Annotated in this window: 15 protein-coding genes; 11 read left to right on the plus strand and 4 right to left on the minus strand. The window is 66.6% G+C overall.

Features of this window, described 5'->3' with window-relative positions; all coding sequences use genetic code 11:
* Window positions 1-15: 15 nt before the first annotated feature.
* From LQK81_RS09550 to LQK81_RS09580, 7 genes are all read left to right on the plus strand, one after another.
* Window positions 16-765 (plus strand): electron transfer flavoprotein subunit beta/FixA family protein, encoded by a 750-nt coding sequence (locus tag LQK81_RS09550; protein WP_230805757.1) that lies wholly within the window; start codon window positions 16-18, stop codon window positions 763-765.
* A gap of 31 nt (window positions 766-796) precedes the next feature.
* Window positions 797-1726: an electron transfer flavoprotein subunit alpha/FixB family protein gene (locus tag LQK81_RS09555; RefSeq protein ID WP_230805759.1), complete on the plus strand. Its 930-nt coding sequence runs from the start codon at window positions 797-799 to the stop codon at window positions 1724-1726.
* Between the two features lie 146 nt (window positions 1727-1872).
* Window positions 1873-2751 carry a 3-hydroxybutyryl-CoA dehydrogenase gene (locus LQK81_RS09560; RefSeq protein ID WP_230805761.1) on the plus strand — a complete coding sequence of 293 codons (879 nt, stop codon included), beginning with the start codon at window positions 1873-1875 and terminating at the stop codon, window positions 2749-2751.
* A 165-nt stretch (window positions 2752-2916) separates the two neighbouring features.
* Window positions 2917-3900: a thiosulfate ABC transporter substrate-binding protein CysP gene (cysP, locus tag LQK81_RS09565; RefSeq protein ID WP_230805762.1), complete on the plus strand. Its 984-nt coding sequence runs from the start codon at window positions 2917-2919 to the stop codon at window positions 3898-3900.
* Between the two features lie 73 nt (window positions 3901-3973).
* Entirely contained in the window at window positions 3974-4795 is an 822-nt protein-coding gene (gene cysT / locus LQK81_RS09570; RefSeq protein WP_230805764.1) for a sulfate ABC transporter permease subunit CysT, read from the plus strand.
* Between the two features lie 4 nt (window positions 4796-4799).
* On the plus strand, window positions 4800-5696 hold the full coding sequence (gene cysW / locus LQK81_RS09575) for a sulfate ABC transporter permease subunit CysW (protein WP_230805766.1): 897 nt from the start codon (window positions 4800-4802) through the stop codon (window positions 5694-5696).
* Window positions 5693-6721, plus strand: a complete 1029-nt coding sequence (locus LQK81_RS09580; protein ID WP_230805768.1) for a sulfate/molybdate ABC transporter ATP-binding protein — start codon at window positions 5693-5695, stop codon at window positions 6719-6721. The genes cysW and LQK81_RS09580 overlap by 4 nt, the downstream gene beginning before the upstream one ends.
* A 3-nt stretch (window positions 6722-6724) precedes the next feature.
* Here the strand turns inward: LQK81_RS09580 and tlpA are convergent, their stop codons facing one another.
* The gene (gene tlpA, locus LQK81_RS09585; protein ID WP_230805770.1) at window positions 6725-7402 is read right to left on the minus strand and encodes a thiol:disulfide interchange protein TlpA; all 678 of its coding nucleotides are present in this window, start codon (window positions 7400-7402) and stop codon (window positions 6725-6727) included.
* A gap of 25 nt (window positions 7403-7427) precedes the next feature.
* On the opposite strand from tlpA, the gene argH reads away from it, so the two are divergent.
* The 4 genes from argH to LQK81_RS09605 all read left to right on the plus strand — a co-directional run bounded on the left by argH (window position 7428) and on the right by LQK81_RS09605 (window position 13203).
* The gene (gene argH / locus LQK81_RS09590) at window positions 7428-8831 is read left to right on the plus strand and encodes an argininosuccinate lyase (RefSeq protein WP_230805772.1); all 1404 of its coding nucleotides are present in this window, start codon (window positions 7428-7430) and stop codon (window positions 8829-8831) included.
* A 118-nt stretch (window positions 8832-8949) separates the two neighbouring features.
* Window positions 8950-9132, plus strand: coding sequence for an LPS translocon maturation chaperone LptM (gene lptM, locus LQK81_RS09595; protein ID WP_230805774.1), 183 nt, complete (start codon window positions 8950-8952; stop codon window positions 9130-9132).
* A gap of 12 nt (window positions 9133-9144) precedes the next feature.
* Window positions 9145-10413: a diaminopimelate decarboxylase gene (gene lysA, locus LQK81_RS09600; RefSeq protein ID WP_230805776.1), complete on the plus strand. Its 1269-nt coding sequence runs from the start codon at window positions 9145-9147 to the stop codon at window positions 10411-10413.
* A gap of 147 nt (window positions 10414-10560) precedes the next feature.
* Window positions 10561-13203, plus strand: a complete 2643-nt coding sequence (locus tag LQK81_RS09605; protein WP_230805778.1) for a TIGR02302 family protein — start codon at window positions 10561-10563, stop codon at window positions 13201-13203.
* Window positions 13204-13313: 110 nt separating this feature from the next.
* Here LQK81_RS09605 and LQK81_RS09610 read toward each other — a convergent pair whose 3' ends face one another.
* The 3 genes from LQK81_RS09610 to LQK81_RS09620 all read right to left on the minus strand — a co-directional run bounded on the left by LQK81_RS09610 (window position 13314) and on the right by LQK81_RS09620 (window position 15139).
* A complete protein-coding gene (locus LQK81_RS09610) occupies window positions 13314-13673 on the minus strand; it encodes a response regulator (protein WP_230805780.1) in 360 nt (119 codons plus the stop codon).
* 157 nt (window positions 13674-13830) lie between these two features.
* On the minus strand, window positions 13831-14376 hold the full coding sequence (gene hpt, locus LQK81_RS09615) for a hypoxanthine phosphoribosyltransferase (RefSeq protein WP_230806520.1): 546 nt from the start codon (window positions 14374-14376) through the stop codon (window positions 13831-13833).
* A 64-nt stretch (window positions 14377-14440) separates the two neighbouring features.
* Window positions 14441-15139 (minus strand): hypothetical protein, encoded by a 699-nt coding sequence (locus LQK81_RS09620; protein WP_230805782.1) that lies wholly within the window; start codon window positions 15137-15139, stop codon window positions 14441-14443.
* Window positions 15140-15184 lie beyond the last annotated feature (45 nt).

Below are 15184 nucleotides of genomic sequence, written 5' to 3' on the forward strand. Positions count from 1 at the left end.
TTGGAAGGAGAAGCCATGAAGATCCTGGTCCCCGTGAAGCGGGTTGTCGACTACAACGTGAAGATCCGCGTGAAGGCGGATGGCACGGGCGTCGAGCTTGCGAATGTGAAGATGTCGATGAACCCGTTCGACGAGATCTCCGTCGAGGAGGCGCTGCGCCTGAAGGAGGCCGGCAAGGCCGAGGAAGTGGTCGTCGTCTCGATCGGTCCGGCCAAGGCCGAGGAAACGCTGCGCACCGCGCTCGCCATGGGCGCTGACCGCGCCGTTCTGGTCGAGACGGAAGACGCCGTCGAGCCGCTCGCCGTCGCCAAGATCCTGAAAGGCGTGGCCGAGGCCGAACAGCCGGGCCTGATCATCGTCGGCAAGCAGGCGATCGACGACGATTCGAACCAGACCGGCCAGATGCTGTCGGCGCTCTTGGGTTGGGCCCAGGGCACGTTCGCCTCCAAGGTTGAGATCGGCGACGGCAAGGCCAAGGTGACCCGCGAGGTCGACGGCGGCCTGCAGACGATCGAGATCAAGCTTCCCGCGGTGGTCACCACCGACCTGCGCCTGAACGAGCCGCGCTACGCCTCGCTGCCGAACATCATGAAGGCGAAGAAGAAGCCGCTCGACAAGAAGGCCCCGGCCGATTTCGGCGTCGATACCGCCCCGCGCCTCAAGGTGCTGAAGACCGAGGAACCGTCGGGCCGCAAGGCCGGCGTCAAGGTCAAGAGCGTGGCCGAGCTGGTCGAGAAGCTGAAGACCGAAGCCGGCGTGCTTTGACCGGAAACCGGAAGATCTAGGAGTTTACACCATGGCCATTCTTCTTCTGGCTGACCACGACAACGCCCACCTTTCCGACCAGACCGCCAAGGCGCTGACGGCGGCCACCAAGATCGGTTCCGACGTGCACGTGCTCGTCGCCGGTGCCGGCGCCAAGGCTGCCGCCGAACAGGCGGCGAAGCTTGCCGGCGTCTCCAAGGTCCTCGTCGCCGAGGACGCCTCGCTGGAACACAACCTCGCCGAACCGCTCGCCGCCCTGATCGTTTCGCTCGCCGGCAACTACGACACGATCGTCGCCGCCGCGACCTCGGTCGGCAAGAACGTCATGCCGCGCGTCGCAGCGCTTCTCGACGTCACCCAGGTCTCCGAGATCATCGAGGTCGTCGCCCCCGACACCTTCAAGCGGCCGATCTATGCCGGCAACGCCATCCAGACGGTGCAGTCGAGCGATGCGAAGAAGGTCGTCACCGTTCGCACGGCCTCCTTCGCCGCCGCCTCCGAGGGCGGTTCTGCGTCCGTCGAGACGGTCGCCGCGGCCGCCGATCCGGGCCTGTCCACCCATGTCGGCGATGCGCTGTCGTCGTCCGACCGTCCCGAACTGACGTCCGCCAAGGTCATCATCTCGGGCGGACGCGCGCTCGGCTCGGCGGAGAAGTTCAAGGAAGTGATCCTTCCCGTCGCCGACAAGCTCGGTGCCGCCGTCGGCGCCTCGCGTGCGGCGGTCGATGCCGGCTACGCTCCGAACGACTGGCAGGTCGGCCAGACCGGCAAGGTCGTCGCCCCGCAGCTCTACATCGCCTGCGGCATCTCCGGCGCCATCCAGCACCTCGCCGGCATGAAGGATTCGAAGGTCATCGTCGCCATCAACAAGGACGAGGAGGCCCCGATCTTCCAGGTCGCCGACTACGGCCTCGTCGCAGACCTCTTCGAGGCCCTGCCGGAGTTGCAGAAGGCGCTCTGAGAATGCGATCCCGGGGCGCCCGGCGCGACGAATAATCGCTGGATAAAATCGCCGCGCCCCTTTATCACTTCACCGGACCGGCAGATGTCGGCCCGGTTTTTCTTTGTTCTGGGGCAGGTCTTCGGACTGAAGCGGTGGGCGGAAAGATGAGCACGATCAGGAACGTCGGTATTGTTGGTGCAGGCCAGATGGGCTGCGGCATCGCCCATGTCTGCGCCGTCGCCGGCTACAAGGTCCAGCTCTACGACCTGTCGATGGAGCGCATCGAGGCCGGTCTTGCCACGATCCACGGCAACCTTGCCCGGCAGGTCTCCTCCGGCAAGATGACCGAAGAGGAACGCAAGGGCGCGCTGTCGCTCATCAAGGGTTCCAGCGACGTCAACGACCTCTCGCAGGCCGACCTCGTCATCGAGGCGGCGACGGAGGACGAGACGGTCAAGCGCAAGATCTACGGCCAGGTCTGTCCGGTCCTGAAGTCCGACGCGATCCTCGCCACCAACACCTCCTCCCTGTCCATCACGCGGCTCGCCTCGGCCACCGATCGCGCCGAACGCTTCATGGGCATCCACTTCATGAACCCGGTGCCGGTGATGAAGCTCGTGGAACTCGTGCGCGGCATCGCCACCGAGGAAGACACCTTCGCCACCGCCAAGGCATTCGTCGCCACCCTCGACAAAACGGTGACCGTCGCCGAGGATTTCCCCGCCTTCATCGTCAACCGTATCCTCTTGCCGATGATCAACGAGGCGATCTACACGCTCTACGAGGGCGTCGGCACGGTCGACGCGATCGACACCGCGATGAAGCTCGGCGCCAATCATCCGATGGGACCGCTGCAGCTGGCCGATTTCATCGGCCTCGACACCTGCCTGTCGATCATGCAGGTGCTCTACGAGGGACTGGCGGATTCGAAGTACCGCCCCTGCCCGCTGCTGGTGAAATATGTCGAGGCCGGCTGGCTCGGCCGCAAGTCCGGCCGCGGCTTCTACGACTATCGCGGCGAAATCCCCGTCCCCACGCGCTGACCCCTCGAACGACGGGAGGAAGCAGGTGCCATTCTCGCCCGGGGCCTCCCGGCGCAAAGATTTTCGCCGCTTTCATCCGTCATTGGTGGCTGATTTCTCGGAAGCGTTGCGTGTCCCGGCTAGGTTGCCGGAAAGACAACGCACATGCACTCCGGAGATCCCCCCATGAAACGCCTCCTCCTGATCGGCGCAGCGCTCGCTGCGCTTGCCGCTCCGCTCTCGGCAAGCGCCGCCGACAAGCTCCTCAATGCCTCCTATGACGTCGCCCGCGAGCTCTTCGCCGCCGAGAACGAGGCCTTCATCGACCAGAACCCCGGCGTCACCATCGATCAGTCGCATGGCGGCACCTCCAAGCAGGCCCGCGCGATCGTCGAGGGCCTGGAGGCCGACGTCGTGACCTTCAACCAGGTCACCGACATCGATTTCCTCGTCAAGAACGGCTTCGTCGCCGAGGACTGGCAGGCGAAGTTCCCGAACAACGCCTCGCCCTTCTACTCCTTCCCCTCCTTCCTCGTCCGCGCCGGCAACCCGAAGAACGTGAAGGACTGGGACGACCTCGCCCGTGACGACGTCAAGGTGGTCTTCCCTAACCCCAAGACCTCCGGCAACGCCCGCTACACCTACCTGGCGGCCTTCGCCTATGCGAAGGAGAAGTTCGGCGGCGACGAGGCCAAGGTGAAGGAATTCGTCACCAGGATCTTCGACAACGTGCCGGTCTTCGACACCGGCGGCCGCGCCGCCACGACCACCTTCGTCGAACGCGAGATCGGCGACGTCATCATCACCTTCGAGGCCGAGACCAAGGCCATCGCCAAGGAATACGGCGCCGACAAGTTCGAGCAGGTCGTTCCTTCGGTGAGCCTGCTCGCCGAGTTCCCCGTCGCCGTCGTCGACAAGGTCGCCGAGAAGCACGGTACCCAGGAACTGGCCAAGTCCTATCTCGACTTCCTCTATTCGCCGGAGGGCCAGACGGTCGCCGCCGAATTCGGCCATCGCGTGCTCGACGAGAAGGTCGCCGCCCAGTTCAAGGACCAGTTCCCGGAAATCCGCCTGGTGAAGGTCGAGGATGTCTTCGGCGGCTGGCCGCAGGTCTCCAAGGAACACTTCGCCGAAGGCGGAGTTCTCGACACGATCTACGGCAGCCGCTAAGACACCGGCGAGAACCGTTTGGGACCGGCGGGCGAAAACCCGCCGGTCCTTCGTTTGCGAAAGGACGAGTTTAGTGAAACGGCGCGTTCTGCCCGGCCTGCCACTCTCCCTCGGGATCACGCTGGTCTATGCGGCGATCATCATCGTGTTGCCGCTGATCGCGCTCGTCTTCAAGGCGGCGAGCCTCGGTCCCGCCGACTACTGGCGCATCGTCACCTCCGACCGCGCCGTGGCGAGCTATGTGGTCACCGTCTCCTGCGCGCTGGCGGCAACCCTGTTCAATGTCGTCTTCGGAATGGCGCTGGCCTGGGTGCTGGTGCGCTACCGCTTTCCAGGGCGGCGTATCATCGACGCCCTGGTCGACCTGCCCTTCGCGCTGCCGACCGCCGTTGCCGGCATTTCGCTGACGACACTGTTCGCCGTCAACGGCTGGTTCGGCGGGCCGCTCTCCGCCCTCGGCATCAAGGTCGCCTACACGCCCCTCGGCATCATGATCGCAATGGCCTTCACCAGCCTGCCCTTCGTCGTCCGCACCGTCCAGCCCGTGCTGGAGGAACTGGACCCGGCACTGGAAGAGGCGGCCCAGACGCTCGGCGGAAGCGATCTTTCGATCTTCGCCCGCGTCGTCCTGCCGCTGCTCACCCCTGCCCTTCTCGCCGGCGTGTCCTTGTCCTTCGCCCGCAGCCTCGGCGAATTCGGCGCCATCATCTTCATCGCCGGCAACCAGCCGTTCGAGACGGAGATCACGGCCCTCCTGGCCTTCATCCGGCTGGAGGAATACGACTATCCGGCCTCTGCCGCGATCGCCTCGGTCATGCTCATCGCCGCCTTCGTCATGCTGGCCGTCACCAACATCATGCAGGCCCGTGCGCTTCGCTACACGGTGAGAAACTGAACCGATGACGAAACTCCAGTCTCACCGCCGCCCGCCGCGCATCGGCGACGCTCCGGTCTTCCGCCGGACGCTGTTGGCCGTCGTCCTGTTCTTCGTCGCCGTCATCATCGTGGCCCCGCTCGCGGTGATCGGCGTCCACGCCGTCTCCAAGGGCCTGCCCTACTTTGCCGCGGCGATCGCCGAGCCCGATACCCGCCACGCGATCATGCTGACCGTGCTGACGGCGCTGATCGCCGTGCCGATCAACACCGCCTTCGGCATCGCCGCCGCCTGGGCGATCACCAAGCACGATTTCCCCGGCCGACGGCTGCTGCTGATCCTCATCGAGATCCCCTTCTCCGTGTCCCCGATCGTCGCCGGCGTGTCCTATCTCTTCGTCTACGGCCTGCAGGGCCTGTTCGGCCCGGCGCTGGAGGCGGCCGACCTGAAGATCATGTTCGCCCTGCCGGGCATCGTGCTGGCCAGCATGTTCGTCACCGCCCCCTTCGTCGCGCGCGAACTGATCCCGCTGATGCAGGCGCAGGGACGCGACCTCGAGGAGGCGGCGACATCGCTCGGCGCCAGCGGCTGGCGCACCTTCCTGACGGTGACGCTGCCCAACATCAAATGGGCGCTGCTCTACGGCGTGGTGCTCTGCAATTCGCGCGTGATGGGCGAATTCGGGGCCGTCTCGGTCGTCTCGGGCAACATCCGCGGCCAGACCAACACGCTGCCGCTTCACATCGAACTTCTCTATCACGACTATGATGCCGTCGGCGCCTTCGCCGCCGCTTCCATCCTGGCCACGCTCGCGATCATCACCCTGGTCGTCAAGGTGGTGCTGGAGCGGCAGGGCGCGGGCCGGCGCAACCGCCCGGCCTCGCTTGCCGGCAACGATAGCCTTTCGGAGGTCAAGCCTTGAAAATCAGCCTCGACAACGTGGTCAAGACCTTCGACACGTTCCGTGCCGTGCACGGCGTCTCGCTGGAGATCGAAAGCGGCGAACTCGTCGCCCTGCTCGGCCCTTCCGGATCGGGCAAGACGACGATCCTGCGCATGGTCGCCGGCCTCGAATATGCCGATGGCGGCCAGATCTATTTCGGCGACGAGGACGCCACCGACATCCCGGTGCGCGACCGCGGCGTCGGCTTCGTCTTCCAGCACTATGCGCTCTTTCCCCACATGACCGTGGCCGAGAACATCGCCTTCGGCATGAAGGTCTCGAAGGTCAAGCGGTCCGGCGAGGCCATCCGCGAGCGCGTCCGGGAACTGCTCGACCTGGTGCAGCTCTCCGGCCTCGGCGAGCGCTTCCCCGGCCAGATCTCCGGCGGCCAGCGCCAGCGCGTGGCGCTCGCCCGCGCGCTCGCAGTCGATCCGCGCGTGCTTCTTCTCGACGAGCCCTTCGGCGCGCTCGACGCCAATGTCCGCCGCGACCTGCGCCGCTGGCTGCGCAAGATCCACGACGATCTCGGCATCACCACGCTGTTCGTTACCCACGACCAGGAAGAGGCGCTCGACCTCGCCGACCGCGTCGTCATCCTCGACAAGGGCCGGATCGTGCAGCAGGGCACGCCGGAGGACGTCTGCCGCAGCCCGCACGATGCCTTCGTCATGCGCTTCCTAGGCGATGCCAATGCGCTGCCGGCGACCGTGCGCAACGGCAAAGCCTATGTGCAGGACGTGGAATTCGACGCAGCCGGCCTTGCGGACGGCTCAGCCGAGGTGCTGTTCCGCCCCGCCGACGTCGCCTGGCGGGAGGACGGCCAGGGCGTTCCCGCCCAGATCGTGCGCGTGCTCGACAGGCCGGATTCGCGCCGCGTGCTGGCCAAGACCACCGGCGGCCAGTCGATCGAATTCGACACAGCGCCGGAATTCCCGCATCGCAAGGGCGAGGCCGGCTTCATCGACATCCGCAGGCCGCGGGTCTATGCGAGCGGCCGGAGCTGAGCGTCAGGAGCCCGGCGTGGCCGGCACGGCTGCCCGGATCAGCGCCTTGGCGTCCTCGCTGTCCCAGGCGGCCGGGCCGTTCATCGCGGCGACGAGGCAGCCCTTGTCGTCCATCAGCAGCGTCACCGGCAGGCCGAAGGCGAGCCCTTCCTTCTTCAGCGCATTGAAGACGCCCATGGAACTGTCGCGGTAGTAGCCGAGATCATGCACACCGGTCTCGTCGAGGAAAGCCTTCGGCTTTTCGTCGGTGCCCGTGTCGATGTTGATCGCCACGACCTCGAAGCGGTCACTGCCGAGCTCCTTCTGCAGCGCGTTCAGCGCCGGCATCTCCTCGCGGCAGGGCACGCACCAGGTCGCCCACAGGTTGACGAGCAGCGTCTTGCCGGCGAAATCGGCGATCGCGCGCGGCTGTCCGTCCGGACCGTTGAAGGCAAGCTGCGGCAAGGGCCGGGGATCATCGGCTGCCATCATCGCAGCCACCTGTCCGGTGAAGAACGGCGCCAGCGTCGCCGCCTTGTCGCCCGCCATGGGGCATTGACCGCCGCCGGCCACCGTGGCGCCGCCATTGCCAGACCGGCTCTCCATCACGTATACCGCTGCCGCACCGGCAAGGATGCCGGCAAGCGCGGCCAGCGCGATCAGCTTGACGGCCGGGCGGCCCGGCTTCTTCTCGACTGTCATTTCACTCTCCAGGATAGGCAACCCCATGGCTGACGCAAAATCTGAGACCCAGTCCTCGAACCAGATGTGGGGTGGCCGCTTCGCATCCGGCCCGGATGCGATCATGGAGGAGATAAATGCCTCGATCGACTTCGACAAGAAGCTCTATGCACAAGACATCCGCGGCTCGATGGCGCATGCGACCATGCTGGCCCATCAGGGCATCATTTCGGCGGAGGACAAGAACCAGATCGTTGCCGGCCTGGAGACGATCCTGAAGGAGATCGAGGACGGCACCTTCGCGTTCTCCCGCAAGCTCGAAGACATCCACATGAACGTCGAGGCCCGGCTCGCCGCTCTCGTCGGCCCGGCGGCCGGCCGCCTGCACACGGCGCGCTCGCGCAACGACCAGGTGGCGCTCGATTTCCGCCTCTGGGTCAAGGAGGAACTGCAGAAGACGGAAAGGATGCTCTCGGCCCTGATCGCGGCCTTCCTCGATCGCGCCGAGGAGCACGCCGACACCGTCATGCCCGGCTTCACCCACCTGCAGACCGCCCAGCCGGTGACCTTCGGCCATCACTGCATGGCCTATGTCGAGATGTTCGGCCGCGACCGGCAGCGCGTGCGCCACGCCATCGAACACCTGGACGAAAGCCCGATCGGTGCGGCAGCGCTCGCCGGTACCGGCTTTCCGATCGACCGCCACATGACGGCAAAGGCGCTCGGCTTCCGCGAACCGACCCGCAATTCGATCGATACGGTCTCCGACCGCGACTTCGCGCTGGAATTCCTCTCGATCGCGGCGATCGCCGCCACGCACCTGTCACGGCTGGCCGAGGAGATCGTCATCTGGTCGACGCCGCAATTCGGCTTCATCCGGCTCTCCGACGCGTTCTCCACCGGCTCCTCGATCATGCCGCAGAAGAAGAACCCGGATGCGGCCGAGCTCGTACGCGCCAAGACCGGCCGCATCAACGGCTCGCTGGTCGCGCTCCTGACCGTGATGAAGGGCCTGCCGCTCGCCTATTCCAAGGATATGCAGGAAGACAAGGAACAGGTCTTCGACGCCGCCGAAAGCCTCGAGCTTGCCCTTGCCGCCATGACCGGCATGGTTCGCGACATGACTGTGCGCGCCGACCGGATGAAGGCCGCCGCCGGCTCGGGATATTCGACCGCCACCGATCTTGCCGACTGGCTCGTGCGCGAGGCGGGTCTTCCCTTCCGCGACGCCCATCACGTCACCGGCCGCGCGGTGGCGCTTGCCGAGCAGAAGGGCTGCGATCTGGCCGAGCTTTCGCTGCAAGACCTGCAGGCGATCAACCCGGCGATCACCGACAAGGTCTACGGCGTGCTGACGGTCGAGGCGTCGGTGGCCAGCCGGACTTCCTTCGGCGGCACCGCACCGGAGAACGTCCGTCAGCAGATCGCCTGGTGGCGCGCGCGCAACTGAGGGCCGGCGGATCAAATCCCTTGCATGAATCATCAGCAGAATCAGGGTGCACAACCGCCCGCGGAGTCTGCTAAGAGGATTGCATCTGATCGAGACCCATCCGGAGCCGCGAAACCGCATGACACTGAAATCCATTGCCAGGCTCGCCCTCGTCCTCGTTCTCTCGGCGACGGTGATTTCGGCCTGCGGCCGCAAGGGCGATCTTGACCGGCCGGGGGTGACGTCCAGTAACGCCGCTGGCACGGATGGCAAGAAACAGCCGGTCGAGGACAGGCCCTTCCTGCTCGACCCGCTCCTCTGACGGAACAGGCACGTGAACCATTTCGAATATCGCGACGGCGTCCTTTATGCCGAGGACGTTCCCGTTCCGGACATCGCCAAGGCGGTGGGAACGCCCTTCTATTGCTACTCGACGGCCACGCTGGAGCGCCATTTCAAGGTGTTCTCCAAGGCCTTCGACGGCGTCGATGCGCTTGTCTGCTACGCCATGAAGGCCAATTCCAACCAGGCGGTCCTGAAGACGCTGGCACGCCTCGGCGCCGGCATGGACGTCGTCTCGGAAGGTGAACTGCGCCGCGCGCTCGCAGCCGGCGTCCCGGCAAGCCGCATCATGTTCTCCGGCGTCGGCAAGACCGCGCGCGAGATGGACCTCGGCATCGAGGCCGGCATCTACTGCTTCAATGTCGAATCCGAACCGGAACTCGAAGTGCTGAACGCTCGCGCCGTCAAGGCCGGCAAGCAGGCGCACGTGTCCTTCCGCATCAACCCCGACGTCGACGCCCGCACCCATGCCAAGATCTCGACGGGCAAGAAGGAGAACAAGTTCGGCATCTCCTGGGAAAGCGCGCGCGCGGTCTATGCCCGCGCCGCAACGCTTCCCGGCATCAAGGTGACCGGCATCGACATGCATATCGGCAGCCAGATCACTGAACTGCAGCCGTTCGAGGACGCCTTCAAACTGCTTCGGGAGCTGGTGCAGACGCTGCGCGCAGACGGCCATGCGATCGACCATGTCGACGTCGGCGGCGGCCTCGGCATCCCCTACAGGAGCGACAATTCCCCGCCGCCGCTGCCGGACGCCTATGCCGAGATCGTCAAGAACGAGCTCAAGGGCCTCGACTGCCGGATCGTCACCGAACCCGGCCGACTGATCGTCGGCAATGCCGGCATCCTCGTCACCGAGGTGATCTACGTGAAGGATGGCGGCGAAAAGACCTTCGTCATCGTCGACGGCGCCATGAACGACCTGATCCGGCCGACGCTCTACGAGGCCTGGCACGAGATCCAGCCCGTCGTCCTCTCCGCCGCCAGCGCGCCGCGCATCCGCGCCGACGTCGTCGGTCCGGTCTGCGAGACCGGCGACTATCTGGCGCTGGACCGGGAAATGGCGATGCCGAAGCCGGGCGACCTCATCGCCGTAGGCTCCGGGGGCGCCTATGGCGCGGTCCAGGCCGGCACCTACAATTCGCGCCTGCTCGTGCCCGAGGTTCTGGTGAAGGGCGGGGAATTCCACGTCATCCGCCCGCGCACGAGCTACGAGGACCTGATCGGGCTCGACTCCGTCCCCGCCTGGCTCTCCTGAGGTCGGCCGAAGACGTGAACGGCCGGGGGGAATACGATCACGTTTTCGCGTTCACCCTCGTCTTCGCCACAAAGGGTGTTATCCTCCGCTTGAGTTCGACGGCCGCAGCGGCCCAGGCGAGATAGCAAGACACGCGAAGCGAGGACGATGCACGAAGACGCGCCCCAGCCCTCCGGCAATCCCGCAGGCGGACGGCTTGCCGCCCGGTTGAACCGCAAGCGCGCGGTGGCGCGCGTCGTCCTGTTCGCCGAGAGCCTGCTGCCGAAGCTGCTGCCGCTGGCGCTGCTCGTCGCAAGCTTCCTCGCCCTCACCTGGTTCGGTTATTTCCGCCACGTATCCGCCTGGCTGCACGTCGCGACGCTGGCAGCCTTTGCCGCTGGCTTCGTGGCGCTCGCCGTCCGCCTGCGACTTGCCATCTGGCCGAAGGTCGACCAGGCCGATCGGATGCTGGAAGAGCGCAACGGCCTCGTCCACCAGGCGATCCAGGTGCAGGCCGACAGGCCGGCCGGCGGCGGGGCGGTGGCCGAGGCGCTGTGGCGCGAACACCGCGCGCGAATGGCCCGCACCATCGGTGCGCTGCAGGCCGGCACGCCCCGGCCGGACATCGCCCGCCACGACCGCAACGGCCTGCGCGCCATCCCCGTGCTCCTCGTCGCCGTCGCCTTTGCCTTTTCCTATTCGAACCGCGCCGGCCTGCTGTCCGATGTCGTCACCTTCCACCAGCCGGCCGACGACCGACCCGATGTGCGCATCGACGCCTGGGTCACCCCGCCCCCGCATACCGGCCGCGCACCGATGTTCCTGACGGGAACCTCCGAGCCCGTGCAGGGACGGCTGCGCGTGCCGCAGTTCAGCGAACTCACGGTACGCGTCACCGGCGGCGAGGCAACCGACGGCGTCACTTACACGCCGACCGGCGAGGCAGCGACGGCGATCCGGCCGGAGGAGCCGAAGACGGACGAGCCGGACCAGCAGTCCGCCGCCGGCAGCCCGCCGAAGGCCGATACGCCCCCCGTTCCGCCGGCGCCGCCAGGCGGCCCGCAGACGATGCGCTACCAGATCGTCAAGGACGGCACGCTCTCGCTCGCCGGCCAGGAATGGGCCTTCGACATCATCCCCGACCACGTGCCCGAGATCGCCTTCGACGGATTGCCCCGCAAGACGGTGGCCTCCGCGCTCGAGATCAGCTTCATCGCCCAGGACGACTACGGCATCCAGCAGGCCCATGCGGAGATCGTTCCGGTGGAAGAGCCGGCAGCCGACGCCCGTCCGCTCTATCCGGCGCCGGAGTACAAGCTCGACCTGCCGCGCCGCAACGCCCGCGAAGCCAAGGGCACGACCAGCCGCAATCTCAGCGAACACCCGATGGCCGGAAAGCGCGTGCGCATCACCCTCGTCGCCCGCGACGCCGTCGGCCAGGAGGGTCGCAGCCAGCCGCAGGAAATGGTGCTGCCGGCCAAGGTCTTCTTCGAGCCGCTTGCCGGCGCGGTCGCCGAGGAACGGCAGACCTTTGCGCTGGACGCCAACCAGTTGCCGCGCGCCGTGATGCTCAACGAAGCCTTGATGCTGCGGCCGGAGGAAACGATCCCCAACCCGACGCACTTCCTGCTGATCAATTCCGCGCAGGAGCGCATGAAGCTCGCCCGCAACGACGATCAGTTGCGCGGGACCGCCGACTATCTCTGGGAGATCGCTCTCGGCATCGAGGACGGCAACCTGTCGCTGGCCGACCGGCGCCTGCGCGAGGCCCAGCAGGCGCTGTCAGAAGCGCTGGAACGCAATGCCCCCGACGAGGAGATCGCCAAGCTGATGCAGGAACTGCGCGAGGCGATGCAGGCCTACATGCAGGAACTGGCGCGCCAGGCGCAGAAGAACGGCCAGATGCAGCAGAACGCGCAGCAGGGCCAGATGCTGCGCCAGCAGGATCTCGAGCGGATGATGGACCAGATCGAGAACCTCGCCCGCTCCGGCGCGAAGGACCAGGCCCGGCAGATGCTGTCGGAACTGCAGCGGATGATGAACAATCTCCAGGCCGGCCGGCCGCAGCAACAGCAGCAGGGCCAGCAATCCGACGCCATGCGCCAGCAGATGGACAAGCTCGGCAAGCTGATGCAGGAACAGCAGAAGCTGATGGACCAGACCTTCAACTTCGACCAGGCATTGCGCGACCGCATGCAGCGCGGCGACCCGATGCCGGGCGACGAGATGTTCGACCAGCAGCCCGGCGACCAGGGTCAGGGCGAGCAGCAGCAACAGCAGGGCCAGTCGCCCACCGACCAGATGACCGAGGAGCAGTTGCGCCAGGCGCTGAAGGATCTGAAAGCGCAGCAGGAAGCCCTCGGCGAACAGCTCGGGCAGTTGCAGAAGAGCCTGCAGGAGATGGGCATCGAACCCGGCAAGGGCTTCGGCGAGGCCGGCCGCGAGATGGAAGGTGCCTCCGAAGCGCTCGGCGAAGGTGAAGGCGAGGCCGCCGTCGGCAGCCAGGGGCGTGCGCTCGAGGCCCTGCGCCAGGGCGCCCAGGACATGATGAACCAGATGCAGGCGATGGGTCAGCAGGGCGGCGAGGGTCAAGGCCAGCCGCAGATGGGCCGCAACGGCCGCGATCCGCTCGGCCGCGAGCGTCCGAACAATGCCGAAGGGCCGGACTACGACGGCCGCACGCGTGTTCCGGAAGAGATCGACATCCAACGCGCCCGCGAGATTCTGGAAGAGATCCGCCGTCGCCTCGGCATCGGCAACACGCAGACGATCGAGCGCAACTATCTGGAACGGCTTCTGGGGATCGAGTGATCGTCAGGTCCGCGTCCGGGGTCGTGAGCTTCGGCCGTCCGGTGGGCGCGCTCGCGCCCCGAGACGCCGTCGTTTCCCGTGTCAGACGGCCTGAATCGACGGGCCCGGCGTCAGGCTGCCAGCGCGCGTGCCACCGCGGTGCGGATATCCGGCAGGCTGAACGGCTTCGCCACGACGTCGACGATCTTATCGGCGAGATCCTCGGCCCGCTCGCGCTGCTCCGCATAGCCGGTCATCAGCAGGATCTTGAGCTGCGGATGAGCCAGCGCGGCCTTGTGGGCAAGCTCGATGCCGTCCATGACAGGCATGCGGATGTCGGACAGGAGCAGGTCGAAGCCGCCCTCCGAAAGAGTGTCGAGCCCCTGGGCGCCGTCGGCGGCCTCCACCGTCTCGTGGCCGTCGAGCCGCAGCGCCCGCGCCACGAAGATGCGCAGCGAATCCTCGTCTTCGGTGATCAGAATTCTCGCCATGGTGTCCCCTTCGGGCCGTCCATCCGACCCTGTCCGAAAATGCGCAAGGCGCGCGGCCGATACCGCCGCCTGGCCCAGAAAAGATCAGAGTTTCGTTTGCGATCGGTAAACGTCGGACGGAGAAAGCGCGGGGGGCCTGTGCCGGACCGGGACGAATTTACTCGGCGTCGCCCGTGACCACGCCGACGAACGGCAGTTCCCGGAACGCATAGGCGACGTCCATGCCGTAGCCCACGACGAAGTGATCGGGACATTCGAAGCCCACGTAATCGGCCTCGAGATCGGTCTGGCGCTTGACGCGCTTGTCGAGCAGCACGGCGATGGTGACGCGATGGGCGCCGCGTTCCAGGAGCAGTTCCTTGGCGAACTTCAGCGTGCGACCGGATTCGAGGATGTCGTCGATCAGCAGGATGTCGCGCCCGTGCACGTCGCTGTCGATGTCCTTGACGATCTTCACGCCCTGCGAGGTCGTGCCCTTGCCGTAGCTCGAAAGCGTGATGAACTCCACCTCGGGTGCAAGCCCGGTCGCGTGCATGGCACGGATCAGGTCCGCCGCGAAGATGAAGGACCCCTTGAGGATCGAGATGACCAGAAGGTCCCTGGTCGGCCCTGCCTTGATCTGCTCGGCCATCTCCGCATTGCGCTGGGCGATCTGGTCCGGGCTGTAGAGGGTCTCGATCTTCTTTCCGCGCACGACTTGCATCTGCATCTGGCTCCGGCCGTTGTGACTGGCGGCAGCTGCCGCCTCTGCCCGCCGCATAGCACACTCATCGCCGGAGCGCATCCTCGGGCACGAGCGAAACCGCGACTTTCGGCAGGCTCGTGCCCTTGTGTGGGATCTTCAGCGAAAACGGGCGCGTCGCCCCCGGCGCCATGCGAGCCGAAGCCGTCTCGATCCGGTGGCGGGCCACGGTCCTGCCGCCCACGATGACGTCGACGATGATGGCCGGCAGCGGGTGTGCCTTGAGCGACCGGTTCTCGACGGCGCCGTAGACCGAGAGCACCTTCATCCCGTCGCGATCGTCCAGCGAGGACGCGACGCCTGCGACCTTCAGCCCCGCCTCCGCGCCGCCGCCCGAAAAGACGGTCGCGAGCGCCGAAAGCCCGCCGGCGAAGAAGAAGGCGCCGGCAACGCCGGCAGTGACGACCGTGCCGAAGGCGCGAGCCGGCAGGCGCTGCAGGCCGCGCTCCACGAGTTGCGCCGAAGCCACGACAGCGGCGAGCGCAAACCTGCCGATGGCGACCATGATCGCAACGGCGGCGCCGTCCGCACCCTCCTGCAGGCGATTGTCGTTTTTCGCCGGCGCCCGTGCCGCCTTGCCGCGATCGGGCAGGACAACGAAATCCGCATCGACGATCTCGGGGGACGGCCGCCGTACAGCGGCCTCTCGCCTGCGTTTTCCCGGTTCCGGCGGCAGCAGGTCGATCGGGGCGCCCTTGTCGCGCCGTGCGCCGAATGCGCTCATGGCGGTGCTCCTTGCCGTTTTCGTCCAGCGACGGACCACCCGTAA

Source organism: Rhizobium sp. GN54, assembly GCF_021026345.1.
In the GTDB taxonomy this organism is placed as follows: domain Bacteria; phylum Pseudomonadota; class Alphaproteobacteria; order Rhizobiales; family Rhizobiaceae; genus Mycoplana.

What these genes read in the sequence shown, in the direction of transcription:
- LQK81_RS09560 (WP_230805761.1), top strand. Translation starts at nt 1,873, where the DNA reads ATGAGCACGATCAGGAACGTCGGTATTGTTGGTGCAGGCCAGATGGGC.
- LQK81_RS09605 (WP_230805778.1), top strand. Translation starts at nt 10,561, where the DNA reads ATGCACGAAGACGCGCCCCAGCCCTCCGGCAATCCCGCAGGCGGACGG.
- LQK81_RS09550 (WP_230805757.1), top strand. Translation starts at nt 16, where the DNA reads ATGAAGATCCTGGTCCCCGTGAAGCGGGTTGTCGACTACAACGTGAAG.
- tlpA (WP_230805770.1), bottom strand. Translation starts at nt 7,402, where the DNA reads ATGACAGTCGAGAAGAAGCCGGGCCGCCCGGCCGTCAAGCTGATCGCG.
- LQK81_RS09610 (WP_230805780.1), bottom strand. Translation starts at nt 13,673, where the DNA reads ATGGCGAGAATTCTGATCACCGAAGACGAGGATTCGCTGCGCATCTTC.
- lptM (WP_230805774.1), top strand. Translation starts at nt 8,950, where the DNA reads ATGACACTGAAATCCATTGCCAGGCTCGCCCTCGTCCTCGTTCTCTCG.
- cysW (WP_230805766.1), top strand. Translation starts at nt 4,800, where the DNA reads ATGACGAAACTCCAGTCTCACCGCCGCCCGCCGCGCATCGGCGACGCT.
- hpt (WP_230806520.1), bottom strand. Translation starts at nt 14,376, where the DNA reads ATGCAAGTCGTGCGCGGAAAGAAGATCGAGACCCTCTACAGCCCGGAC.
- argH (WP_230805772.1), top strand. Translation starts at nt 7,428, where the DNA reads ATGGCTGACGCAAAATCTGAGACCCAGTCCTCGAACCAGATGTGGGGT.
- LQK81_RS09555 (WP_230805759.1), top strand. Translation starts at nt 797, where the DNA reads ATGGCCATTCTTCTTCTGGCTGACCACGACAACGCCCACCTTTCCGAC.
- LQK81_RS09620 (WP_230805782.1), bottom strand. Translation starts at nt 15,139, where the DNA reads ATGAGCGCATTCGGCGCACGGCGCGACAAGGGCGCCCCGATCGACCTG.
- cysP (WP_230805762.1), top strand. Translation starts at nt 2,917, where the DNA reads ATGAAACGCCTCCTCCTGATCGGCGCAGCGCTCGCTGCGCTTGCCGCT.